The 23,025-nt window shown below is 70.2% G+C and carries 29 protein-coding genes; 22 read left to right on the plus strand and 7 right to left on the minus strand.

Going from position 1 to position 23,025, the window contains the following annotated elements; all coding sequences use genetic code 11:
* The first annotated feature begins 27 nt into the window (after nt 1-27).
* Nucleotides 28-225, plus strand: coding sequence for a hypothetical protein (locus OG338_RS18500; protein ID WP_405938362.1), 198 nt, complete (start codon nt 28-30; stop codon nt 223-225).
* Between the two features lie 21 nt (nt 226-246).
* Here OG338_RS18500 and OG338_RS18505 read toward each other — a convergent pair whose 3' ends face one another.
* Nucleotides 247-792 (minus strand): hypothetical protein, encoded by a 546-nt coding sequence (locus OG338_RS18505; protein WP_405940461.1) that lies wholly within the window; start codon nt 790-792, stop codon nt 247-249.
* 224 nt (nt 793-1,016) lie between these two features.
* Here OG338_RS18505 and tsaB point away from each other — a divergent pair, with 224 nt between their 5' ends.
* From tsaB to groL, 9 genes are all read left to right on the plus strand, one after another.
* Nucleotides 1,017-1,655 (plus strand): tRNA (adenosine(37)-N6)-threonylcarbamoyltransferase complex dimerization subunit type 1 TsaB, encoded by a 639-nt coding sequence (gene tsaB / locus OG338_RS18510; protein ID WP_405940462.1) that lies wholly within the window; start codon nt 1,017-1,019, stop codon nt 1,653-1,655.
* Complete coding sequence (gene rimI / locus OG338_RS18515; RefSeq protein ID WP_405938363.1) at nt 1,652-2,158, plus strand: ribosomal protein S18-alanine N-acetyltransferase; 507 nt, start codon at nt 1,652-1,654, stop codon at nt 2,156-2,158. The genes tsaB and rimI overlap by 4 nt, the downstream gene beginning before the upstream one ends.
* Nucleotides 2,158-3,258, plus strand: a complete 1,101-nt coding sequence (tsaD, locus tag OG338_RS18520) for a tRNA (adenosine(37)-N6)-threonylcarbamoyltransferase complex transferase subunit TsaD (protein WP_405938364.1) — start codon at nt 2,158-2,160, stop codon at nt 3,256-3,258. Before rimI ends, tsaD begins: the two co-directional genes overlap by 1 nt.
* Entirely contained in the window at nt 3,255-3,527 is a 273-nt protein-coding gene (locus tag OG338_RS18525; RefSeq protein WP_405938365.1) for a hypothetical protein, read from the plus strand. Before tsaD ends, OG338_RS18525 begins: the two co-directional genes overlap by 4 nt.
* A 538-nt stretch (nt 3,528-4,065) precedes the next feature.
* Nucleotides 4,066-4,731, plus strand: a complete 666-nt coding sequence (locus OG338_RS18530) for a hypothetical protein (protein ID WP_405938366.1) — start codon at nt 4,066-4,068, stop codon at nt 4,729-4,731.
* 70 nt (nt 4,732-4,801) lie between these two features.
* Nucleotides 4,802-5,167: a hypothetical protein gene (locus tag OG338_RS18535; protein WP_405938367.1), complete on the plus strand. Its 366-nt coding sequence runs from the start codon at nt 4,802-4,804 to the stop codon at nt 5,165-5,167.
* Between the two features lie 133 nt (nt 5,168-5,300).
* Entirely contained in the window at nt 5,301-6,278 is a 978-nt protein-coding gene (locus tag OG338_RS18540) for a polysaccharide deacetylase family protein (RefSeq protein ID WP_405938368.1), read from the plus strand.
* Between the two features lie 231 nt (nt 6,279-6,509).
* Nucleotides 6,510-6,818 carry a co-chaperone GroES gene (gene groES / locus OG338_RS18545; RefSeq protein WP_018101172.1) on the plus strand — a complete coding sequence of 103 codons (309 nt, stop codon included), beginning with the start codon at nt 6,510-6,512 and terminating at the stop codon, nt 6,816-6,818.
* 103 nt (nt 6,819-6,921) lie between these two features.
* Nucleotides 6,922-8,547, plus strand: a complete 1,626-nt coding sequence (gene groL / locus OG338_RS18550; RefSeq protein WP_405938369.1) for a chaperonin GroEL — start codon at nt 6,922-6,924, stop codon at nt 8,545-8,547.
* 64 nt (nt 8,548-8,611) lie between these two features.
* Here the strand turns inward: groL and OG338_RS18555 are convergent, their stop codons facing one another.
* Nucleotides 8,612-8,875 carry a DUF397 domain-containing protein gene (locus tag OG338_RS18555; protein WP_405938370.1) on the minus strand — a complete coding sequence of 88 codons (264 nt, stop codon included), beginning with the start codon at nt 8,873-8,875 and terminating at the stop codon, nt 8,612-8,614.
* A complete protein-coding gene (locus OG338_RS18560; RefSeq protein WP_405938371.1) occupies nt 8,868-9,758 on the minus strand; it encodes a helix-turn-helix domain-containing protein in 891 nt (296 codons plus the stop codon). The genes OG338_RS18555 and OG338_RS18560 overlap by 8 nt, the downstream gene beginning before the upstream one ends.
* Before the next feature lie 203 nt (nt 9,759-9,961).
* Between OG338_RS18560 and OG338_RS18565 the strand changes: the two genes are divergently transcribed.
* From OG338_RS18565 to OG338_RS18595, 7 genes are all read left to right on the plus strand, one after another.
* Nucleotides 9,962-10,363, plus strand: a complete 402-nt coding sequence (locus OG338_RS18565) for an ATP-binding protein (protein ID WP_405938372.1) — start codon at nt 9,962-9,964, stop codon at nt 10,361-10,363.
* Between the two features lie 171 nt (nt 10,364-10,534).
* On the plus strand, nt 10,535-11,719 hold the full coding sequence (locus OG338_RS18570) for a 4Fe-4S cluster-binding domain-containing protein (RefSeq protein WP_405938373.1): 1,185 nt from the start codon (nt 10,535-10,537) through the stop codon (nt 11,717-11,719).
* A complete protein-coding gene (locus OG338_RS18575; protein ID WP_405938374.1) occupies nt 11,716-12,507 on the plus strand; it encodes a hypothetical protein in 792 nt (263 codons plus the stop codon). The genes OG338_RS18570 and OG338_RS18575 overlap by 4 nt, the downstream gene beginning before the upstream one ends.
* Nucleotides 12,485-13,267, plus strand: coding sequence for an enoyl-ACP reductase FabI (gene fabI, locus OG338_RS18580; protein ID WP_405938375.1), 783 nt, complete (start codon nt 12,485-12,487; stop codon nt 13,265-13,267). Before OG338_RS18575 ends, fabI begins: the two co-directional genes overlap by 23 nt.
* 144 nt (nt 13,268-13,411) lie before the next feature.
* Nucleotides 13,412-13,858 (plus strand): SRPBCC domain-containing protein, encoded by a 447-nt coding sequence (locus OG338_RS18585; RefSeq protein ID WP_405938376.1) that lies wholly within the window; start codon nt 13,412-13,414, stop codon nt 13,856-13,858.
* Nucleotides 13,855-14,193, plus strand: coding sequence for an ArsR/SmtB family transcription factor (locus OG338_RS18590; protein WP_405938377.1), 339 nt, complete (start codon nt 13,855-13,857; stop codon nt 14,191-14,193). Before OG338_RS18585 ends, OG338_RS18590 begins: the two co-directional genes overlap by 4 nt.
* 12 nt (nt 14,194-14,205) lie before the next feature.
* On the plus strand, nt 14,206-14,742 hold the full coding sequence (locus tag OG338_RS18595; protein WP_405938378.1) for a hypothetical protein: 537 nt from the start codon (nt 14,206-14,208) through the stop codon (nt 14,740-14,742).
* Here the strand turns inward: OG338_RS18595 and OG338_RS18600 are convergent.
* On the minus strand, nt 14,679-15,719 hold the full coding sequence (locus tag OG338_RS18600; protein WP_405938379.1) for a hydroxyacid dehydrogenase: 1,041 nt from the start codon (nt 15,717-15,719) through the stop codon (nt 14,679-14,681). The two genes, OG338_RS18595 and OG338_RS18600, sit on opposite strands and share 64 nt — an antisense overlap.
* Before the next feature lie 129 nt (nt 15,720-15,848).
* Between OG338_RS18600 and OG338_RS18605 the strand changes: the two genes are divergently transcribed.
* Together OG338_RS18605 and OG338_RS18610 are read left to right on the plus strand one after the other, a co-directional pair.
* Complete coding sequence (locus OG338_RS18605) at nt 15,849-17,483, plus strand: IS200/IS605 family accessory protein TnpB-related protein (RefSeq protein WP_405938380.1); 1,635 nt, start codon at nt 15,849-15,851, stop codon at nt 17,481-17,483.
* 78 nt (nt 17,484-17,561) lie between these two features.
* Nucleotides 17,562-17,693 (plus strand): hypothetical protein, encoded by a 132-nt coding sequence (locus OG338_RS18610; protein ID WP_405938381.1) that lies wholly within the window; start codon nt 17,562-17,564, stop codon nt 17,691-17,693.
* 425 nt (nt 17,694-18,118) lie between these two features.
* Here the strand turns inward: OG338_RS18610 and OG338_RS18615 are convergent, their stop codons facing one another.
* Nucleotides 18,119-18,892, minus strand: a complete 774-nt coding sequence (locus tag OG338_RS18615; RefSeq protein ID WP_405938382.1) for an SDR family NAD(P)-dependent oxidoreductase — start codon at nt 18,890-18,892, stop codon at nt 18,119-18,121.
* 52 nt (nt 18,893-18,944) lie between these two features.
* Entirely contained in the window at nt 18,945-19,616 is a 672-nt protein-coding gene (locus OG338_RS18620) for an MOSC domain-containing protein (protein ID WP_405940463.1), read from the minus strand.
* Between the two features lie 89 nt (nt 19,617-19,705).
* On the opposite strand from OG338_RS18620, the gene OG338_RS18625 reads away from it, so the two are divergent.
* The gene (locus OG338_RS18625; protein ID WP_405938383.1) at nt 19,706-20,635 is read left to right on the plus strand and encodes a LysR family transcriptional regulator; all 930 of its coding nucleotides are present in this window, start codon (nt 19,706-19,708) and stop codon (nt 20,633-20,635) included.
* Between the two features lie 91 nt (nt 20,636-20,726).
* On the opposite strand, the gene OG338_RS18630 is transcribed toward OG338_RS18625, so the two are convergent.
* On the minus strand, nt 20,727-21,053 hold the full coding sequence (locus OG338_RS18630; RefSeq protein WP_018101161.1) for a WhiB family transcriptional regulator: 327 nt from the start codon (nt 21,051-21,053) through the stop codon (nt 20,727-20,729).
* A gap of 425 nt (nt 21,054-21,478) precedes the next feature.
* Here OG338_RS18630 and OG338_RS18635 point away from each other — a divergent pair, with 425 nt between their 5' ends.
* Both OG338_RS18635 and OG338_RS18640 read left to right on the plus strand, forming a co-directional pair.
* The gene (locus OG338_RS18635; protein WP_003948568.1) at nt 21,479-22,090 is read left to right on the plus strand and encodes a response regulator transcription factor; all 612 of its coding nucleotides are present in this window, start codon (nt 21,479-21,481) and stop codon (nt 22,088-22,090) included.
* A gap of 249 nt (nt 22,091-22,339) precedes the next feature.
* Nucleotides 22,340-22,915: a sigma-70 family RNA polymerase sigma factor gene (locus OG338_RS18640; RefSeq protein WP_132904942.1), complete on the plus strand. Its 576-nt coding sequence runs from the start codon at nt 22,340-22,342 to the stop codon at nt 22,913-22,915.
* The last annotated feature ends 110 nt before the right edge of the window (nt 22,916-23,025 follow it).

The raw sequence follows: 23,025 nt of genomic DNA on the forward strand, positions 1-23,025 counted from the left end.
CTTCCACCGGATCTCCAGGAGGCATTCATGCCGACGTCCGAGCGCACCCCGGACCCGCGACCGGCGGTATCGATGACGGCCCTGCTGGCAGCGGGCGCGGCGGCAACGGCGGTATCGACGCCGCCGGTCAAGCCGGCCCGGACCAAGCCCGCCCGGCGCTTGAGGACATCTGTGACGGGGGCATCGACGGCCCGCGCCGACAAACCGAGCCCGTCCGGCGATTGAGGGCAAAGGGGCAGGTCCGGGCTACGGGACCACCACGACGGCCGCCCCCACCGTGGCGAACCGCCACACCGCATCCCCGTCGGCCCGGGACATCCGCACGCCCCCCGCCTTCACCGTGGGGTCCGGCTCCTCCATCGACCCGTCCCGCGCCGCGCTGAAGCCGATCGTCACGTCGTTCACCGTTGCGAACCGCACCACATGCTCGATCGGCACCCCGTCGGACCCCTGCACGCTGCCCGAGCGCGACGTCACGTGATACGTGCCCGGCTCCGCGAGCACCGGACTCGGCATCACCTTGAACGTCCGCGTCGCCTTGCCCTTCGCGTCGACCAGCCACACCCGGCGGTCGTGCAGCGCGTAGACGACCCGCGCCCCGGTCCCGGAGCCGGCGGGCACGGTGAGCGGGTCCTTCTTCGGCTTGGCCTTGCCGTGGCCCCCGGCCGGCGCGGACGCCGACGCGCTGCTCGACGCCTTCGGCTTCGTCGCCAGATCGTCCGGCACATTCGCGGAAGCCTGGTACGCCAGGAAGCCGACCGCCGCGACGGCCGCCGCGGTGAGCGCGGCCACGATTCCCGAGCTGCCCCTTGCCACCGTGCGTGCCTCTTTCGCTGTCGTATGCCGTAAGGCGCGAACCGTACGTCGTACGCGAACCGTAAGTCGTACAAGCGTTTACACGTACTCCGCGTACACCCGGTGACGGTAGCAGCCGGGACCGCCCGGGCCGGGACGCCGTACGGGGCGCGGGGCGGGCCGCGCCGGAGCCGTAGGCTGTTTGCGTGCTCTTGCTCGCAATGGATACCGCCACCCCCGCCGTCACCGTCGCCCTGCACGACGGGACCCGCGTCGTCGCCGAGTCCGTCCAGGTCGACGCCCGCAGGCACGGGGAGCTGCTGCTGCCCGCCGTCGACCGGGTCCTCGCCGACGCCGGGCTGAAACTCGACGCCGTGACGGACGTCGTCGTGGGCGTCGGCCCCGGCCCGTACACCGGACTGCGCGTCGGCCTGGTGACGGCCGCCACCTTCGGCTCGGCGCTCTCCGTGCCCGTGCACGGCCTGTGCACCCTGGACGGTCTCGCGTACGCCGCCGGGCTCGAAGGACCCTTCGCCGTCGCCACGGACGCCCGCCGCAAGGAGGTCTACTGGGCGCGTTACGAGGACGCCCGGACCCGGACCGAGGGCCCCGCCGTCGACCGGCCCGCCGACCTCGCGGACCGGCTCGCGGGCCTCCCGGTCGTCGGCGCGGGCGCGGTGCTCTACCCGGACGCGTTCCCGGACGCGCGCGGCCCCGAACACCTGGCGGCCGGCGCCCTCGCGGGCCTCGCCGCCGAACGCCTCGCGGCCGGCGGGGAGCTGCTGCCGCCCCAGCCGCTCTACCTCCGCAGGCCCGACGCGCAGGTCCCGAAGAACTACAAGGTGGTCACCCCGAAGTGACCGTCACGACCGCGGTGCTGCGCGGGATGCGCTGGTGGGACATCGACCCCGTGCTCGCCCTCGAACACGAGCTGTTCCCGGAGGACGCCTGGTCGGCGGGCATGTTCTGGTCCGAGCTGGCCCACGCGCGCGGCCCGGCGGCCACCCGCCGCTATGTCGTCGCCGAGGAGCCGGGCACCGGCCGGATCGTCGGATACGCGGGCCTCGCGGCCGCCGGCGACCTCGCCGACGTACAGACGATCGCGGTCGCCCGCGACCACTGGGGCGGCGGGCTCGGCTCCGAGCTGCTGACCGACCTGCTCCGGCACGCCACGGCCTTCGAGTGCGCCGAGGTGCTCCTTGAGGTCCGCGTGGACAACACGCGCGCCCAGAAGCTCTACGAGCGCTTCGGCTTCGAACCGATCGGCTTCCGCCGCGGCTACTACCAGCCGGGCAACATCGACGCGCTCGTCATGCGCCTCCACGTACACGAAGAAGCAGCGGAAGAAAACGGGATCCACTGATGGCTGACGAACCGCTCGTACTCGGCATCGAGACCTCCTGCGACGAAACCGGGGTCGGCATCGTCCGGGGCACCACGCTCCTCGCGGACGCCGTCGCGTCCAGCGTCGACACGCACGCCCGCTTCGGCGGCGTCGTCCCCGAGATCGCCTCGCGCGCCCACCTGGAGGCGATGGTCCCCACCATCGAGCGCGCCCTGAAGGTGGCCGGGGTCAGCGGCCGCGACCTCGACGGGATCGCCGTCACCGCCGGACCCGGCCTCGCGGGCGCCCTGCTCGTCGGCGTCTCCGCCGCCAAGGCGTACGCGTACGCGCTGAACAAGCCGCTGTACGGGGTCAACCACCTGGCCTCCCACATCTGCGTCGACCAGCTGGAGCACGGCCCGCTGCCCGAGCCCACCATGGCGCTCCTGGTCAGCGGCGGGCACTCCTCGCTGCTGCTCGCGCCGGACATCACCAACGACGTGCGGCCACTCGGCGCGACCATCGACGACGCGGCCGGCGAGGCGTTCGACAAGATCGCCCGAGTGCTGAACCTCGGCTTCCCCGGCGGCCCGGTCATCGACCGCCTCGCCCGCGAGGGCGACCCGGCCGCCATCGCCTTCCCGCGCGGGCTCACCGGCTCGCGCGACCCCGCGTACGACTTCTCGTTCTCCGGCCTGAAGACCTCCGTCGCCCGCTGGATCGAGGCCAAGCGGGCGGCCGGCGAGGAGGTGCCGGTACGTGACGTGGCCGCGTCCTTCCAGGAGGCCGTGGTCGACGTGCTCACCCGCAAGGCCGTCCGCGCCTGCAAGGACGAGGGCGTCGGCCATCTGATGATCGGCGGCGGCGTCGCGGCCAACTCCCGGCTGCGCGCGCTCGCCGAGGAGCGGTGCGAGCGGGCCGGCATCCGGCTGCGCGTGCCCCGCCCCAAGCTGTGCACCGACAACGGGGCGATGGTCGCCGCGCTCGGCGCCGAGATGGTCGCCCGCAACCGGCCCGCCTCCGACCTGGAGCTGTCCGCCGACTCCTCGCTGCCCGTCACCGAGACCCACGTCCCGGGCGCCCACACGCACGACCACGACCACGTGCACGAGATCAGCAAGGACAACCTCTACTCATGAGCGCCCCGGTCACCGCCCTGATGTGGGAGGCCCGCGCCGCCGAGGGCCGGGGCGGCGAGCTGGCGGAGTGGGCCCGCGCCCGCGCCGCCGCGCTGCCCCGCCCCCCGCTCCGCGGCGAGCTGCTGCGCGCCCCGCAGGACCGGGTCCTCGTCATCACCTGGTGGCAGGGCGGGTACGCCGACGAGCTGCCGGAGCTCCCCGAGCCCGACCCGGCCCTCGTCACCCGGCCGGTCCACCGCTGGCGCTTCGAATCGCTGGGAGCGGTCTAGGGCCTGGCCACGGCACGTCGATGAGTTCCGGGAGCCCGCGCGGTCTACCCTTCACGGCACTTTGCCCCCGTACGTGAGGAGAGGACCATGCAGAAGGTCACCGTGGCCTTCGGGGATGCCCCGGCTTTCGGGCCGGGGAGGCATCGGGCCCTTGCAGGCCCGGCGCCCTCACGGCGAAGGAGCGCCCTCTGAACGGGTATGCTGCCCGGCGTGCGGTGCGAGAACCAAGCTCCGTACGCGTGCTGATCGAGAACCAAGACGGCACATGCACCACCAAGCTTTGCCGTACCGAACCGGGCAGGTTTCGTCCCGGCTGGTGTTGATCGTGGAAGACCTGTCGGGTCGCTGACCCGTAGGCGGCGTGAGCCAGGAATCCCCCTGCTTCCGCTGGGGGAGGATTCAACACGTTTCTGTGGTTCGAAGAAGAACCGGATCGAGGAAGCGGTCGGCCACTACGTCTGAATCGCGTCGTGGCCATCCGCAACGCCTGATCCCCGCGCGGGGATTGGGGCCATGGGCGCTCGATAAGGTCTGCCCCATGTCCCCTCGCTTCGTGCTGCCGCCGCCCCCGCCACCCGTGCAGATACGCGCCTGGCCCGACCGGGACGCGCTGCTCGCCGACCGGTCCTTCCTGCTCGGCGTCCTGGTCAAGGCGCACATCGGCCCCGGCCGGCTCGGGCTGCTGTGGCTGTGGGGGGTGGTCGGCGCGATCGGCTGGTCGGTCATCGGGACGGCGATCATCACCTTCGAGCAGTCGTACGACGTCATCAGCGCGATCATGGGCGTGGTGATGACCGGACTGGGCGCCGCCGCCCTGATCCCCGCGGTGATCCTGACCGTCGTCGGAGTGCGCCGGGACGCGGCGCTGCGCCGGCTGCTCACGCAGTGGGGCGAGCTGGACCGCGACCCCGCCCGCGACGCCGGACTCCGGCTCCCCGGCACGACGCTGGGCTGGCTGCTGCCCTCCTTCGTGCTCGGCGCGCTGGGGCTGTACGTCTGCGTCGTGGTGCCCGCGGAAGCGGTCCGGGGCGAGGACACGTACGGGCTGATGGCGGCGCTCATGGGGCTCGGGCTGCTGGCCTGGCTCATCGGGCTCGTCGGCGTCTTCAAGGCGTTCTGGCACCGGCGCTGGATCGTACGGACGCTGGCCGGGGCGACCACGCGGCCCGCACCGGTCGCGCAGGGCGGGGGCGTCCACCGCTGAGCCCGGCGTCCTACCCTTGGCGTGTACACGCGTGGCCGTGGTGGCGCGCCGACACAGGGGAGGGCTTTTCATGGCGTGGTACTGGTGGGTGCTCATCATCTTCTGGACCGGCGGCTTCGGCTGGCTGGCCGACAACGTCCGTACGGCGCTGCGCAACCGGCACACCCGAAGGCTTGAGCTGCTGGAGGCCGGCCGGCAGGAACGGCTCGCGGTCGAGGCGGCGAACCGGCCGCCCGAGCCCGTCTGCGGCTGCACGCACCACCTCGCCAAGCACGACAAGCAGGGCAAGTGCCATGAGCGGGTCGAGCTGCCGACCGCCTGGGACGAGCAGAAGAAGCCCGTCCGCTTCGAGTCCGGCCAGTGCAACTGCCAGCAGTACGTAGGCCCTCAGCCGCTCTCGCAGGTGTACGCGGACGACCTCACCGACCTCGCGTGACGCGTTCGGCCGCCCCCGTGTGAGCCACCCGGGGGACCGCGCGCGCCCGGCGGCGGTGTCGGAGCCGATGCCCCGTCGCGTACTGGCAGTATCCGGCGCCATGCAGCCAGTACGACAAAAGGACAAATTGGCCATGAATGGGCGTGAAACGGGTGCGGTGACGGGCGGGCGGCAGCGGGTACGGGGCCGCCTGCGGCGCAGGCCGGGTTACGCGGTCCTCGCCGCGCTCCTGGTCGCCGCCGCCGCGTCCGGCTGCGCGGCCGGGGACGACTCGGGCGCCGCGGCCCGGAGCGCGAAGGCCCAGGCCGGCCAGGCGGGCCCGCAGGCGGAACCGGCGGCGGCCGGGGCGCTCGGCACCCGCGCGGCGCAGGCGGAGCGGGCGAAGCTGGCCCAGGCGGCCCGCGCGGTCGCCGCCAAGAAGTGGGGCCTGGCGGCCACGCCGCTCGCGGCGCCCGTACCGCCCGCGAAGAAGCCGCACATCACGACCCGCAAGGGCTTCGAGGTCTCCGGCCAGAACGACTCGCTGCCGCCGGTCTTCACCCGGGTCCCCACCAAGGACAAGGTCGTCTTCCTGACCATGGACGACGGGGACGACAAGGACCCCGAGCTGCTGAAGATGATGTCGGAGCTGAACATCCCGTACAGCGCCTTCCTCACCGACTACCTGGTGCGCGACGACTACACGTACTTCGCGGACGCCCAGTCCCGGGGCACCGTGATCGGCAACCACACCCTCAACCACCGCTATCTGCCGGGCCTCTCGCACGACGAGCAGAAGCGCGAGATCTGCGGCCAGCAGGACATCCTGGAGAAGCAGTTCGGCAAGCGGCCCCGGCTCTTCCGGCCGCCGTACGGCAACTACAACACCGACACGCTGAAGATCGCCAAGTCCTGCGGCATCACCGCCGTGCCGCTCTGGGAGGCGGAGGCGTTCCCCGACCACATGGAGTGGCGCGAGGAGGACCAGGACCTGCACCCCGGTGACATCATCCTCACCCACTTCCGCGGCAAGGCGGACTGGAAGGGGAGCATGCCCGACCTGGTCCGGTCCGTCATGAAGGTCATCACGGACAAGGGCTACGCCGTGGCCCGCCTGGAGGACTACGTATAGGAGGCGGCACGGGCGCGGGCGGCCCCCGCGTACGCCACGAGGGGCGTGAATTGGCACTCCGCTTGACCGAGTGCTAATCGCGGCCATAGTCTCAGTGCTGGCACTCCCCATCGGAGAGTGCCAGCACTTCTGTGCGACCGGCAGGTCCGGCACCCGCGACGACGGGCCCACCTGGTCGCCACCCCAAAGACTGTTAAACCCCGTGAGATCTCCGAAGGGGGAGACCGGATCGTGTCGACCGCCAGCTCCAAGGTTGCGATCAAGCCGCTTGAGGACCGCATTGTGGTCCAGCCGCTCGACGCCGAGCAGACCACGGCCTCCGGCCTGGTTATTCCGGACACCGCGAAGGAGAAGCCCCAGGAGGGCGTCGTCCTGGCCGTGGGCCCGGGCCGCTTCGAGAACGGCGAGCGTCTGCCGCTCGACGTCAAGACCGGCGATGTCGTGCTGTACAGCAAGTACGGCGGCACCGAGGTGAAGTACAACGGCGAGGAGTACCTCGTCCTCTCGGCGCGCGACGTCCTCGCGATCATCGAGAAGTAATTCACCCACGTTTGCTTCTGTTCTGCGCCCCTGGCCCCCTGCGACATAACTAGCCGGGCGGCAGGGGCGCAGTTCTTGTTTTTGAGAGGAACAGTTCAGCTCCATGGCGAAGATCCTGAAGTTCGACGAGGACGCCCGTCGCGCCCTTGAGCGCGGCGTCAACAAGCTTGCCGACACGGTCAAGGTGACGATCGGCCCCAAGGGCCGCAACGTCGTCATCGACAAGAAGTTCGGCGCCCCCACCATCACCAACGACGGTGTCACCATCGCGCGCGAGGTCGAGCTGGACGACCCGTACGAGAACCTCGGTGCCCAGCTGGTGAAGGAGGTGGCCACCAAGACCAACGACGTCGCGGGTGACGGCACCACCACCGCCACCGTCCTGGCCCAGGCGCTCGTCCGCGAGGGTCTGCGCAACGTCGCCGCCGGCGCCTCCCCGGCCGCCCTGAAGAAGGGCATCGACGCCGCGGTCAAGGCCGTGTCCGAGGAGCTCCTCGCGACCGCCCGCCCGATCGACGACAAGTCCGACATCGCCGCCGTCGCCGCGCTCTCCGCGCAGGACCCGCAGGTCGGCGAGCTCATCGCGGACGCGATGGACAAGGTCGGCAAGGACGGTGTCATCACCGTCGAGGAGTCCAACACCTTCGGTCTGGACCTCGACTTCACCGAGGGCATGGCCTTCGACAAGGGCTACCTGTCCCCGTACATGGTGACCGACCAGGAGCGTATGGAGGCCGTCCTGGACGACCCGTACATCCTGATCCACCAGGGCAAGATCGGCTCGATCCAGGAGCTGCTGCCGCTCCTGGAGAAGGTCATCCAGGCCGGTGGCTCCAAGCCGCTCCTGATCATCGCCGAGGACGTCGAGGGCGAGGCCCTGTCGACCCTGGTCGTCAACAAGATCCGCGGCACGTTCAACGCCGTCGCCGTCAAGGCGCCCGGCTTCGGCGACCGCCGCAAGGCCATGCTCGGCGACATCGCCACCCTCACCGGTGCGACCGTCATCGCCGAGGAGGTCGGCCTCAAGCTCGACCAGGCCGGTCTGGACGTGCTGGGCACCGCCCGCCGCGTGACCGTCACCAAGGACGACACCACCATCGTCGACGGTGGCGGCAAGTCCGACGAGGTCGCCGGCCGCGTCAACCAGATCAAGGCCGAGATCGACGCCACGGACTCCGACTGGGACCGCGAGAAGCTCCAGGAGCGCCTGGCGAAGCTGGCCGGCGGGGTCTGCGTGATCCGCGTCGGTGCCGCCACCGAGGTCGAGCTCAAGGAGAAGAAGCACCGTCTGGAGGACGCCATCTCCGCGACCCGCGCCGCGGTCGAGGAGGGCATCGTCTCCGGTGGTGGCTCCGCCATCGTCCACGCCGTCAAGGTCCTTGAGGGCAACCTCGACAAGACCGGCGACGAGGCCACCGGCGTCGCGGTCGTCCGCCGCGCCGCCGTCGAGCCGCTGCGCTGGATCGCCGAGAACGCCGGCCTTGAGGGCTACGTCATCACCTCCAAGGTCGCCGAGCTCGACAAGGGCCAGGGCTTCAACGCCGCCACCGGCGAGTACGGCGACCTGGTCAAGGCCGGCGTCATCGACCCGGTCAAGGTCACCCGCTCCGCCCTGGAGAACGCCGCCTCCATCGCCTCGCTGCTGCTCACGACCGAGACCCTGGTCGTCGAGAAGCCGGCCGAGGAGGAGCCGGAGGCCGCGGGCCACGGCCACGGCCACTCGCACTAGCGTTCAGCCACGAAGGCCCGGTCCCCTGCGGGGGCCGGGCCTTTCGCGTTGGGCTGCGCGGCGGCTACAGGCCGGGCATCAGGCCGGGCTGCCCCGCTCGCACGCCTGCTACGTATGCGGCGTACTCGGACTCCGTCAGTGGAATGCGCCGGTTCTTGAGGATGGAGTGCCGGAGCACGTACCCCTTGCCCGGAACCTTCGCCACTTCGAGGCAGTCCCCGGACCCGCCGGTGGATGCCTCCGACTTCTCGAAGGAGAGGTGGTCATCGGGGATGGCGTCCAGCTCCTGGAGCACCTTCAGCTTGGCGTTACGAGCTTCGTCAGTCACGGGATAGCTCTCTTCTGATCTTTTCGATTCGCTCTACGGACTCATCCGGGCTCAACGAGAGGTCTTTCAGGTCCCCGATGAAGTCACGCAACCCCCGGACTTCCTTGGGGGTGTCCTTCATGATCATGCCCGTCATGGCATCGAACGCGGCGACCGGCCTTTCGTTCTCCCCGAACTCCAGCAGGTGGAGCGGGTATGCCAGTGCCGCGTTCGCTTCGAAGGGGACCACGCGCACGGTAACGGAGCGTTCGTGGACATCGGCCACGAGGGCGTCGAGCTGGCGGCCCATCACCTCGGCCCCGCCCACACGTTGGTGCAGGGTGGCTTCACCGATGATGGCTTCGATCGTCGGCGGGGTAGGCCGCTCGAACAGCTTTCGGCGCATCTGCCTGAACTTGACCGAGCGTTCGATGGCGGCCGTGGACATCGTGGACTTGCCCAGGTAGCTCGTGACGGTGCGCCCGTAGTCCCAGGTCTGGAAGAGCCCGGGGATGATGCTGCCGGCGCAGGTGGTGATCCGGCTTGCGATCTGCTCGTTGGTGACGAAGACCAGAAGACTGGCGTCGGTGTCGTCGGCAAACTCGGGGGCATTCCACCAAGCGCTCTGGACGAGGGCCAGGCCCTCGGAGCGCATGGTCTCCAGGCGGACACGTGTGACGTCGTCCATCTGGAGAAACGTGCAGATGGTGGCCCACTCCTTGTCTTTGGGCCAGGTCTCCCCGCGCTCCATACGCGAGACGCGATGGTACGACTTCAGGCCCAGCGCGCGAGCCAGGTCGAGCTGCTGCACCGGCTCTCCGTCGTGCCGGGCGGCGAGGCGGACCTCCTTCAGCGCCTCCCCGAAGCGCTGCCGCGCTGAGTTGGCGACTGGATTGAGCGCCATGGATCGCCCTCCCCTCTCCGGCCGTCCCTTGGCGAGAGCGTATCGCGCGCCCCCTCTCGGACAGCACTTCCGGGGGTACTTCCGGCAACGGGGTTGCGTACGCAGTTGCGTACGCACCACACTCGTCATTACGCACCGGACGGACAACGTGGCGGTGTGTGACGAGTTGTGCGGCTGGTCGCAGCCGCGTGCTGGAGGCTGCCATGCCCGCGATCGCGGATTTGTCCGGCCGGGCCTCTGAGGTGAAGACCTTTACCTCAGAGCCCGACTCCGTTTTTGAAGCCCGCAGTTGGGCGACCAAGGTCTGCGAGACCTTCGGCATTGCCGGAGAGTTGTTAGACACGTACCGACTCCTCGTCTCCGAGGTCGTCACCAACGCCGTCATGCATGGCCAGGGTGCGGACTACACGGTGGTGGTCTGCGGGGACGGCTGGGTCGAAGTGTGGGATGCCGGAAGCGAGTTGCCGCACAAGCGGGAACACGGCCTGGAGTCCGAGGGGGGCCGAGGGCTCGATCTTCTGGAGTTGCTCGCCCCTGGGTACCGAGTGGTTCAGGACGATCGGGGTGGAAAGTGCGTCCGCTTCCTGCCGGAGGTATCGGCATGAGGCAATCCTCCTGGTCACGCATCACCCGCCCCGGTGCCCGCCCCGGTGCCCGTGCCGGGCCGAGGCCGGCGCATCGAGTACGCCGGGCCCGACGACGGGCTTACTCCCAGATTCACCGTGCGCTGAGCAAAGCGCCGGTGCAACGTCTTCCGGAAACCGAGGTGGTAAGTCGTGATCAAAGAAGGTCAGTTCACCTACATCGAGGGTGGCGCCGCAGTCGTTCCCTACACGGGGAAGTACGCGGTAGCCGTCCCCAACCCGTTCGAGATGATCCGCGCAGGCTGGCAGGGAGCGGGCCTGGCGGCCGACCTTCCGTACAACCCGCTGCGTGTCGAGTTCGAGATCACAGACGGGTGCAATGACTCCTGTCCTTCGTGCGGCATGGGTGCCAAACCGCTCAGTGATGGAGTCACCCTCACGCGAGAGCAGCTCGACCATCTGGTGAACCAGTTCACCGACGTCTCGCTCCCCTCGTACGCCGTCACCGGCGGCGAGCCCTTCACTCAAATGGAAGCGCTCCTGTACTTCATGAAGCGCGCCCGAGGGCGGGTCGACCTGGGCAAGCTCACCACGAACGGCATCTGGGGTGGCGAGGAAACGACCCGCCGTCGCTTCGACCAGCTCGTGGAGGCCGGTCTGCTCGACAACCGGGTCTTCGTGCCGGTGATCATGCTCTCTGTCGGAGAGCAGACCACTCCGCTCGACCGTGTCGCCCGGATCATCCACTACGTCGTGACACAGTTCAGCGATCGTGAGCTGAACATTGCGCTGTCCAGCCTGGACGACCCCTCGCAGCGCGAGCACCAGCAGCTCTTCCAGCTCTTGGACGTCTACCAGGAAGCGTACGGCGACTTTCCGCACGACCGGGTCCACAGCACGATGCGTGTGTACCTGGAGAATGACCGGCTGAGCAACCAGGCGGAGATTCACCGGCCGGGCAGCACCAGCGTTACCCGGTGGATGAGGAACTGCTACGACTGTTTCGCTCCCACGGTAGGGACGTACGTCCTACCGCACGCCCTGATGAAGGTCAGCGGGGACCTCTACTCGTGCGCCGCGTTCAACGTCCCCGAGAAGCTCAGGTTCGGGAACCTGCTGGAAGAGAGCTTCCGCACGATCCTCGACCGGGTGAACGCGACCGGCTATGTACGCACGGTGCGCGAGGGTAGTGGCCTGGCCGGCGTCGGGTCGATCGTGCCCAAGTCGACCACGGATGCGATGACGTGTGGCAGCTTCTGTGGCTCGTGCACGATGCTCATCGACAAGGTTGAGGGCATCACCGGTGAGCGCGTCGGTCTGCCCAGGCTGCCCATCTTTTCGGCAGACAGCCTCTTCCGCGAGGAGGTCGCGCGGTGATCGACCACATCGTCACCGAGACGCTGGCGCTCGTTGCCGAGAAGCCCACGTCCGCGTGCGCGGCTCGGACCGTAGGTCTGTTCACCGAGCTGGACATCGACAGCCTCGCTCTTCAGGAGATCATCACGATTCTTCAGAACCGGTGCCACGTGATCATCCCGGACGAGGTGACGGCCCGGGTGCGTATGGTCGGCGATCTCACCCGGGCCGTGAACGACGCGCTCGCGGCATCCCCGTCGAGCCGCATCGAGATGGCGGAGGACTATCTGCGCGGCCATAAGAGCCTGCACCACGAGCGGGCCTCCCGCTTCCAGGCCGCCGGCGACCGGATGCGCGCCCGAGGTCTGTCGGACGAGCACGTCCTGATCGACCTGGGCGCCGGTTACACCGAGCTGGACTACGTTTTACGCAGTTCGTACGGCTTCCGGGGCCGCTACGTACCGGCCGACGTCTGGATCGACGGCACCTTCGATCTCCTCACCTGGCAGCCGCCGCGTCCGTACCACTGGTACGCGGCATTGGAGGTCATCGAGCACCTGAATGACCCGCGCTCGCTGGTCGAGCGGCTCATGGAATGGGCGGTCGAGGGCTTCGTCCTGACCACACCCAACAAAAACGTGGTCGACGTCTTTGCGCAGGACCCCACCCATGTTTCAGCTCTTGACGAGAAAACTCTACAGAGTTGGGGGATGGAAACCTCCCTGCACAACTTCTACGGCCACTACCAGGACGGCATCTGTGCCGTATGGACCCGACAAAAGAAGGATGGGCATGACTCTCGACGGTAAGAAGGTCCTGGTCTTCGGTGTCCTCACCGAACCCTCGATGGGCTTCCAGATCGCGAAATCCGTCATGGACCGCGGCGGCGACGTCATCGTGGCGAACGCCCCGGGCCGTCCCAGCAGCATCATGAAGCGGATCGTGACCCGCCTGCCGAAGCCACCGGTCGACTGCTTGGAAGCCGACATCACCAACGACGAGGATCTCGCTGAGCTGGCCCGGAACATCGGCAAGCACTGGGACCACCTTGACGGGGTGGTCCACGCGGTCGCGTTCGCTCCGGCCGATGCCCTCGGCGGCAACTTCCTGAACACACCGTTCGAGTCGGTGGCCACCGCCATGAGCGTCTCGGCGTTCAGCCTGAAGAGCCTTACCGCGCACGTGCTGCCGCTGCTGGAGCAGGCCGAGCGCGCCTCGGTCGTCAGCCTCACCTTCAATGCGACCGTGGCATGGCCGGTCTACGACTGGATGGGTCCGGTCAAGGCGGCCCTGGAGTCGACCAACCGGTACCTGGCGCGCGATCTCGGAGTGAAGGGTATCCGCGTCAACGCGGTCGACTCCGGCCCGATCACCACCATGGCCGGCAAGTCCATCCCCGGCTTCGAATCCCTCGCGGAGGCATGGCCGCAGCGCGCCCCGCTGGGCTGGGACACCTCGGACGCCGCACCGGTCGCCGACACCGTCGCCTTCCTCCTCGGTGACGACTCCCGCGCGATCACCGGACAGGTGCTGCACGTGGACGGCGGATTCTCGGCCGTAGGTGCCTGAGCAGCCACCAAGCGCAGGAAGGCCCGGCACCCCGGGAGGGGGCAGGGCCTTCCTGCTGCGGCAGGGTGCAACCCTCGGGTTGCGTCTGGGTGGTTGAAGTGCAACCCTGGAGTTGCATTCGATGGTGACGACGAAGGAGCCCTCATGAGCGAGGACCGGATCGAAAGCGAGACCTTGATCGCGGCGCCCCCGGAGCGGGTCTGGGCGCTGGTGGCTCAGCCCGGGTTCTGGGTGGCCGACAAGGCGAGTCTGCCCGGGACCGTGGCCGAGGAGGGGGCGTTGATGACGGCGAGGAATACCGAGCACGGCGACTTTCCGGTGCGGGTGGAGAAGGTGGAGCCGCCCACGTATCTGGCGTACCGGTGGACCAGCGCGTTCCCCGGGGAGGAGCTGCGGGAGGCCAACAGCACCCTGGTGGAGTTCACGTTGACCCGGGAGGGCGAGCAGACGCGGCTGCGGGTGGTCGAGAGCGGGTTCGCGGCGCTGGCCGCGTCCGAGGAGGTGCGCGGTCAGAATCTGAAGGACCACGCCGGAGGCTGGCCCCTGGAGCTGGACGCGCTCAAGAGCCGCGCCGAACAGCCCGCCGCGTGACGGAGGAACGTCCCGAGGCCGTCGACGGTGTCCTCGCCGCACTGGCCGACCCGACGCGGCGCCGGCTGCTCGATCTGCTCGCCGAGCAGGGCGAGGCCACGGCCACGACGCTCGCCGGACCGCTTCCCGTCTCGCGGCAGGCGGTGGTCAAGCACCTCGCCGTCCTGGAGGCCGCCGGGCTGGTTTCCGGCGGCCGGGTCGGACGCGAGGTGCGCTACGCGGTGCGGCCCGCGGCGCTCGACGCGACGGCGCGGTGGATGGCCTCGCTCGCGGCCTCCTGGGACCGGCGGCTGGCCCGCATCAAGCGCGTCGCCGAGGCGGCGGAACAGAAGTGAAGGAAGCACGCCATGGACACCACGGCACTGCGCACCGCCTACGACAAGCTGCTCGAAGCGGCGGCCCTCCCCGGCCTCGGTGACGCCGACGACGGAGGGTGGAACGCCGACGAGATCCTGGCCCATCTCCTCAGTGTCGACGCCTCGCTCGCGGCGGTCGCCCTGGCCGTCGTCGCCGGATCACGGCCCGCCTTCGACAACCGGGTCTCCCTCGACCCCTGGAATCTCGGCCGGATCATCAGGGAGCACGCGGGCCGGGCGGATCTGATCGACCACGTCCGGAGCCAGGCCGGCGTCCTGTGCGACATCGCCGACCGGCTCGGCGAGGAGGCCGCCTCGGTGCCGGTGCCGACGCTGCTCCTGTCGCGGGACGCCGTCGTGCTGGACCGGCCGATGCCGCTGGCGAGCCTCGTGGACGGCCTCGCCGAGGACCACGTACCCGGGCATACGCGGCAGCTCCTCGATCTCCGCGCCACCCCCGTACATCACGCCGACCGGTCCAGTGCCGCCGGAAGCACCGGCTCCGCGAACGGCCGTCCCCGGGCGTAGCGTTCCAGCTCGTCCAGGGCGTGGTCGGTCATCCGGTGCAGTTCGTTGCCGAGGGAGCCGGCCACGTGCGGGGTGAGGAGGACGTTCGGGAGGTCGTACAACGGGGAGTCGGACGGCGGGAGTTCGGGGTCCGTCACGTCGAGTACGGCGTGCAGGCGGCCCGGGACCAGTTCGCGCAGGAGAGCCGCCTCGTCGATCAGGGAGCCCCGGGCCGTGTTGATCAGCGTGGAGCCGGTCCGCATCAGGGCCAGCTCGCGGGCGCCGATCATGTGGTGGGTCTCGGGGAGCTGGGGGGCGTGCACGGAGACGACGTCGGCGCGGGTGCACAGCTCGTCCAGGGCGGCCGGTTCGGCGCCGAGGCGGGCCGCCTCCTCCGCGGTGACGAAGGGGTCGTACAGCAGGACCGTCAGGTCGAAGGGGCGCAGCAGCTCGATGACGCGGCGGCCGATGCGGGAGGCGCCGACGACGCCCACCGTGCGGCGGTAGTTGCCGGCGCCGTCCAGCTCGGCGCGCCAGTCGTGGTCGGCGCGGAGCTCGCGGTAGACGTGGGCGGAGTGCGGGACGCGCTTGTTGGCCAGCAGGATCGTGGCCAGGGTGTATTCGGCCACCGGCAGCGCGTTGGCCCCGGCCGCCGAGGAGACGGCGAGGCCGCGCTCCCAGCAGGCGTCGGTGATGTGGTGCTTGACGGAACCGGCCGCGTGGACGACCGCCTTCAGGCGGGGCGCGGCGGCCAGGACTTGGGGGGTGAGCGGGGTGGCGCCCCAGCAGGTGAACAGGACCTCCGCCTCGGCGAGGGCGGCGGCGACGCGCGGGTCCGGGGCGGCCAGGTCGTGGGCGACGAGGGCCGGGTCCGTACGGGCGAGGGCGGCGAGCCGGTCGCGGTGGCGGGGCGCGAAGAGGCGCTCGCAGATGTCCGGGCCCATGGCGAGCAGGACCGACGGCCTGGGCTTCTGAACTTGTGTGGGCTGAGTGCGCATAAGCGAGTTGTAGCGCCCAGGTGGCGTGGTGGTGGGTGGGGGTTGGGGAACGCAGTCTCTGGAGTCGAATGGGTGACCTTGTGGGTGGTTGCTCGTTGCGCCGGGTGACGTGATGAACCGGTTGGGGGTGTGGCGGTGGGAGACGTAAAGGAGTTGGCGGCGTCGTTCGTGGTGCCTGGGCCGTCCGGTGTGGCGGTGCGGGACCGTCTCAAGCACCTCACCAAACAGGATGAGCAGCTCCTGCGGGCTGTCGGTGCGCACCAGGGGCGACTCGCGTCGCAGGATCTGAAGGCACGGTGTGCAGATGGTCTGGAGCACAGCGCGGAGTCGTGGGCTGTACGTAAGCGTGGGTTGACGGGGGTGTCGTCGTCGCGGATCGCGGGGGCGATCACGAAAGCGTCGCATGATCAGTGGGCGCTGGCCCGGCGGTGCTTGGCCGCGCACATCCGCACCCTTGAGGCCGGGATCAAGACGCTCGAGCACCGCCTGTCGCTCCCGGTCGGGACCAGGGGCACGAAGCGCGGGGCAGGTGGATACCGGTCCAAGAGCGAGTGGTTCCACAAGTCGCGTCGTCTGAAGGCATTGGAGGACCGGCTCGCGGCTGCTGTCGCGGATTGGAGGTCGGGGCGGGTGCGGGTGGTGCGTGGCGGGAAGCGCCTGCTGAACACCCGCCATCATCTGGCCGAGGCCGGGCTGAGCGAGGGTGAGTGGCGTCAGCGGTGGGAGGCGGAGCGGTGGTTTCTGGCGGCGGATGGTGAGTCGGGGAAGCGGTACGGGAACGAGACGATCCGCGTCACCCCGGAGGGGCAGGTCAGCATCAAGCTCCCCGCCCCCTTGGCCCACCTGGCCAACAGCGCACATGGCCGCTACACCCTCACCCCCACGGTCCGGTTCGCGCACCGAGGGGCGGAGTGGGCCGACCGCATCGAGGCGAACCGTGCTGTGGCCTACCGCATCCATTACGACACCGGCCGGGACCGCTGGTATCTGACCGCGTCCTGGCAACGCCCTGCCGTGCAGACCGTTCCGTTGGAAGCTGCGAGGGCCGGTGGTGTGATCGGGGTGGATACCAACGCCGACCACTTCGCCGCCTACCGCCTCGACCCCCACGGCAACCCGGTCGGCAACCCCCGCCGCTTCGGCTACGACCTGTCCGGAACGGCTGCGCACCGTGATGCGCAGGTCCGCCACGCCCTCACCCGCCTGCTGCACTGGGCCCGCCGGACCGGTGTCACCGCGATCGCGATCGAGGACCTGGACTTCGGGGCGGAGAAGACGCGGGAGAAGCACGGGCGCAGGAAGCGTTTCCGGCAGCTGATCTCCGGTATGCCCACCGGAAAGCTCAAGGCCCGCCTTGTCTCCATGGCGGCCGAACACGGTCTCGCGATCATCGCGGTCGACCCTGCCTACACCTCGATGTGGGGTGGCCAGCACTGGCAGAAGCCACTGACCACCCCGCACCGGGAGATGTCCCGTCACGATGCCGCCGGTATCGCGATCGGGAGACGCGCCCTCGGACACCCGATCCGGCGTCGGACGACACCGCCCCGTGCGCACCAGAGCGATGTGCACGGGCATCGGACCGTCCAGGCCGCACCAGGTGCCCCAGGGCGTGAGGGACCCCGCCTCCGCATTCCCGGACCACGGACACGATCCGTGTCGCCGGATGCGGCGAGAACGCGGGCGACCAGGACACCCAAAACCGTCCGGGATGTCCGCAGTGAGCAGGAATGGGTCCAAGACCCACTCCTGCTCACTGAATAGGAACGGTTCTTGCGGGTCGTGGATGGTCGGATGGTCGGTCGAGGAAGCCGAAGCCGATACAGCCAAGGAGCCCCGACCATGTACAACTACAGCCACGACAACAAGGGCGGCTTTCTGCTGGTCTGCCCTTACAGCGGCACCAAGACCGTCGACACGGTCGCCCGCTGCAACGTGAGCCGGAACGACGGCGAGCGGCTGCTCCAGAACTGATGGGCCCCACCCTCAACACGCGGGTCTGCAACGACACCTTCGCGAGCGAGAAGGACACCGTGCCGAAGTACCTGGTGCAGGACGACAACAGCAGCCCGGCCACCACTGTCCACGAGCAGCACATCACCAACAACCTCTTCGTGAGCGAGGGCACCGGCGGCTACGGCTTCACCAGCCCGACGCCCGGCTTGGCCTTCGACCACAACGCGTTCCACGGTGCCCCGACGACCCGCCCGAACCCGGGCGGCATCACCGCCGACCCGCTGCTGCTGGACGACTTCCGGCTCGGCGCTGGCTCCCAGGCCCTCGCCGCCGGCGCGGCCGTCGAGGACAACGACGGCCAGGACTACTTCGGCAACCACCTGAAGCCGGCGCCCCAGCATCGGTGCCTGCGCGGGCCGCGGCGTGAAGTAGCCCTGGTCCCTTTACTGCGGCCCGTACTTGCGGCCCGTGCGCGAGGTCAGCCCGCCGAGCAGGCCGCGCGGGGCCAGCTTCACCGCGCCCATCAGCGCCTTGTAGCGCGGGTCCGGGACCGACACGGACTTCCCGCGCGCCAGGTCCGCGAGCGCGGCCGTCACCAGCTTGTCCGCGTCGAGCCACATCCAGCCCGGGATGTTGCCCGTGCCCATTCCGGCCCGCTCGTGGAACTCCGTACGCACGAAGCCCGGGCACAGCGCCATCAGCCGCACCCCGGACCCGGCCAGATCCTTCGCCGCACCCTGGCTGAACTGCACGACCCACGCCTTCGAAGCGCCGTACGTGCCGCGCGGGACGAACGCCGCGACCGAGGCCACGTTGACGATGCCGCCCCGGCCGCGCTCCCGCATCGGGGCCGCCGCCGCCGAGGTCAGCCGCAGCACCGCCTCGCAGTGCACCTTCAGCATCGACAGCTCGTCGGCCATCGGGACCTCCAGATAGCGTCCCTTGTTGCCGAAGCCCGCGTTGTTGACCAGCAGGTCGACCGGGTGCCGGGCGTCCCCGAGGCGCTCCTCGACCGCGCGGATGCCCTTGTCGTCGGACAGGTCGGCCCGCAGCACCTCCGCCTCGATGCCGTGCCGGTCGTGCAGCTCCGTTGCCTGCTCACGCAGCCGCTCCGCGTCCCGGGCCACCAGGACCAGGTCGTACCCGTCGGCGGCGAGCCGCCGGGCGAAGGCGGCACCGATACCCGCCGTCGCACCCGTGATCAGTGCAGTCGTCATACGCGGCACGTTAGAGCATCCCGGAACCGCGCCTCCGGGGGCTCCCGCGCCCTCAGGAGGCGGTGAGCTCCGCCGCGTACGCGCGCGCCTTCCGCAGCGTCGACGGGGACAGCGCCTCGCCGGCCGGGAGGAGCAGCGGCAGCAGGTCCCGCCGGGTGGTGACGGCCCGGAACTGAAGCTCCACGGTCACCTCGTGGTCCGGCCGGTGCACGATCTCGACCGGGTCGCCCGCCCGGACGGACCCCGGCGTGATCACCCGCAGATACGCCCCGGGGGCCGCCGCCCGCGTGAACCGCCTGACCCAGCGGGCCTCGCCCAGGTGGCCCTGGAACGTGCGGCACGGGATACGGCCCGACGCGACCTCCAGCACCAGCTCCCCGCCGATCCGCCAGCGCTCGCCGATCAGCGCCTCGCCGACCCGCAGCCCGGCCGTGGTCAGGTTCTCGCCGAACGAGCCGTTGGGCAGCGCCCGGCCCAGCTCCCGCTCCCAGGCGTCCAGGTCCTCGCGGGCGAACGCGTACACCGCCTTGTCCGAGCCGCCGTGGTGGCGCAGATCGCACACCGCGTCCCCGGCAACACCGCTGCCGCCCGCACCCTTCGGACCGGGGTCCGAGACCCGTACCGGCCCGTCCACGGGGTGCTTGTCGATCCCCGTCCGGCCACCGGGGGCGTCGGTGTAGGACGCCGCCGTGGGACGCCCCGCGTTCACGGTCAGCACTGTCATCGCGGTCATACCGGAACGGTATCCAAGGCCGGCTCAAAGTCGCGCGCGAATATCTCGCACCCACCCCAAGGGTCACTTATGCTGGAGGGGTGATCGAAGCCCGCCACCTCCGCGTCCTGCGCGCCGTCGCCACCACCGGCTCCTTCTCCGCCGCCGCCCGGGAGCTGGGCTGCACCCAGCCCGCCGTGAGCCAGCAGATGAAGGCCCTGGAGTCCTCCGCGGGGACCACGCTGCTCATCCGGACCGGCCGCGAGATGCGGCTGACCCAGGCGGGCGAGACGCTGGTACGGCACGCCTCCGGCATCCTCGCCGGGCTCACCGCCGCCGAGGAGGAGGTCGCCGCGATCGCCGGACTGCGGGCCGGCCGGGTCCGGCTCGTCTCGTTCCCGAGCGGCAGCTCCTCGCTGGTCCCCGGCGCCCTCGCCGCCCTGCGCGCCGCCCACCCCGGCACCCGGGTCTCCCTCGTGGAGGCCGAGCCGCCCCGGTCGGTCGAGATGCTGCGCGACGGTGACTGCGACATCGCCCTCGCCTTCCGCTACGGGGAGCCGGACGCCGAATGGGACGACCTGGTGGTCCGCCCCCTGCTCACCGACCGCCTCACGGGCCTGGTCCCCGAGGGGCACGCGCTGGCGGACCGGGACGAGGCCGGCATCGCGGAGCTGGCCGGGGAGTCCTGGATCGCCGGGTGCCCCCGGTGCCGCAGGCAGCTGGTGGAGGTGTGCGAGGAGTCCGGCTTCACCCCGCGCATCGATTTCGCCACCGACGACTACCCGGCGGTGATCGGCCTGGTCGGCGCGGGCCTGGGGGTCGCCGTACTGCCCGCCCTGGCCATCGAGTCGGTACGCCCCCGAGGCGCCAGGACCCTCACGGTGGAGCCGGCCATCGAACGCGAGATCGTCGCCCTGACCCTGCCGGACCTGGCAAGGGTCCCGGCGGTGGCGGCCACCCTGGACCACCTGGCGCTGACGGCGGGCAATTCCGGCCCCGCCGGCGCCAAATCCAGCCCCTCCGGCGCTTGAGGAGCGGGGGTCCGGGGGCGGAGCCCCAGGTTTCGGGAAGGGGCGGGGTGGGGTGCAGAAACGTTTCTCCCCCCGATACGCGCAGCGAAGGTCACCCATGCCCCGGCGGAGACGCCGGCGCCGCGGCGGTGATCAGCCGATTGCGCGCCCGCCCCATCAACTCCTCACGCTCGTCCTCGGTGAGCCCGCCCCACACCCCGTAGGGCTCACGAACGGCCAGCGCGTGCGCCGCGCACTCGGCCCGTACGGGGCACCGCATGCAGACCTCCTTCGCGGAGGTCTCACGCGCGCTCCGGGCCGCCCCGCGTTCCCCCTCGGGATGGAAGAAGAGCGAGCTGTCGACGCCGCGGCAGGCCGCCAGCAGCTGCCAGTCCCACAGATCGGCGTTGGGTCCGGGAAGTCGGGAGAAATCGGCCATTGCTTGTCCCCTCGAAACCGTGCTGAGTCGGAAACGTCGTGTTCGTCGTGGGTGGGTGCTCGTCGATGACCGCGTACAAGACCGTACATCTACGGTGCTAGTAGATGTAAATATGACTGATTGCGAATCTAGCCACAGACACCACTAAAAGGGAAGAAATCCCGCTAAATGGGGCACGGAGCCGCCAAAAGTTTCGGTTGACGGCTGGACGACCCGTGGCGCTCTGCTCCGTGAGCGCGTACTCACGTAGAGTGCCGAACTCGGTCTTCCAACCCGTAACTCTTTCGAGTGACCATCGTTGAGAGTGCGGAGGCGGTTGGCAGAAAGAGCGATCGGGCAGATGTCCGAGAGCGTCAACCGCACAGGTGACGACTTGTAACAGCCTGGAGGCTCAAGGTGACGCGCATCAGCTGCGGAGGGCGGTCATGACTTCCGTCCTCGTCTGCGACGACTCCCCGCTTGCCCGAGAAGCGCTCCGTCGCGCGGTCGCGACCGTGCCCGGCGTCGAGCGGGTGACGACGGCCGCCAACGGCGAGGAAGTCCTCCGCCGCTGGGGCGCCGACCGTTCGGATCTGATTCTCATGGACGTACGCATGCCCGGGCTCGGGGGGGTGGAGACGGTCCGCCGGCTGCTCTCCGCCGACCCCGGCGCCCGGATCATCATGCTGACCGTCGCCGAGGACCTGGACGGCGTCGCGCTCGCGGTCGCCGCCGGTGCCCGCGGCTATCTGCACAAGGACGCCTCCCGGGCCGAGCTCCGGGCGACCGTCACCCAGGCGCTGGCCGACCCGACGTGGCGGCTCGCCCCGCGCCGGCTGCGGTCGGCCGAGATGGGTGCGGCGCCCACGCTCACGGCGCGCGAGATCCAGGTGCTGGAGGGGATGAGCCACGGCCGCTCCAACGCGGAGATCGGCCGCGAGCTGTTCCTCTCCGAGGACACGGTGAAGACGCACGCCCGGCGGCTCTTCAAGAAGCTCGGCGCCTCGGACCGCGCCCACGCGGTGGCCCTGGGCTTCCGATGGGGCCTGGTGCGCTGACGATCGGCCCGGGCTCCGAGGGCCCGGGCCCACGGGGTGCGGCGCGAGCCGTACCCCGCCGATCCGGCGGTATGTGACGCTTCCCGGCCGATGCCGCATCCTTGAGACGTGGAGTTCCTCGGGAACGATTCGGTCGAGCGGAAGGGGAGGGCGCAGGACATGACTTCCGGCGCACCCGCTCATAACGCTTCGGTGCACAACTACGGAGGCGGTGCCGCGGATGAAGCGGGGCCGGGGCACCATGGTTCGATGCGCGACGACGGGACGACGGCGATCGGTGCCCTGGTGCACCGCGCCGTCGAGGGCGATGCGCAGGCCACGCACGACCTGCTCGCCCACGTCCACCCGCTCGCCCTGCGCTACTGCCGGTCCCGGCTGAACCGGCTGCCCGGTGACGCCCGCCACTTCGTGGAGGACCTGGCGCAGGAGGTCTGCGTCGCCGTCCTGATGGCGCTGCCGCGCTACAAGGACACGGGCAGGCCCTTCGAAGCCTTCGTCTTCGCCATCGCCGGTCACAAGGTGGCCGACCTCCAGCGCGCCGCGATGCGGCATCCCGGGTCGACCGCCGTGCCCTCCGACGAGATGCCGGAGCGCCCCGACGACTCGCTCGGGCCCGAGGAGCGCGCGCTGCTCAGCAGCGACGCCGCCTGGGCCAAGAAGCTGCTGGCCAACCTCCCGGAGAACCAGCGCGAACTGCTCGTGCTGCGCGTCGCCGTCGGGCTGACCGCCGAGGAGACCGGCCAGATGCTCGGCATGTCCCCGGGCGCCGTCCGGGTCGCCCAGCACCGCGCGCTGAGCCGGCTCAGGGCCCTCGCCGAACAGTGAGCCGGGCGGGCGGGTGCGCCGAACGGAGGGCCGGGCGCCTCGGAGCCGTACAGCACAGCCGTAGAAAGCTACAGAACCTGCGGGTGATCTTGCTCGTGGAATGAGACGCC

Source organism: Streptomyces sp. NBC_00726, from assembly GCF_045161735.1.
GTDB lineage: Bacteria > Actinomycetota > Actinomycetes > Streptomycetales > Streptomycetaceae > Streptomyces.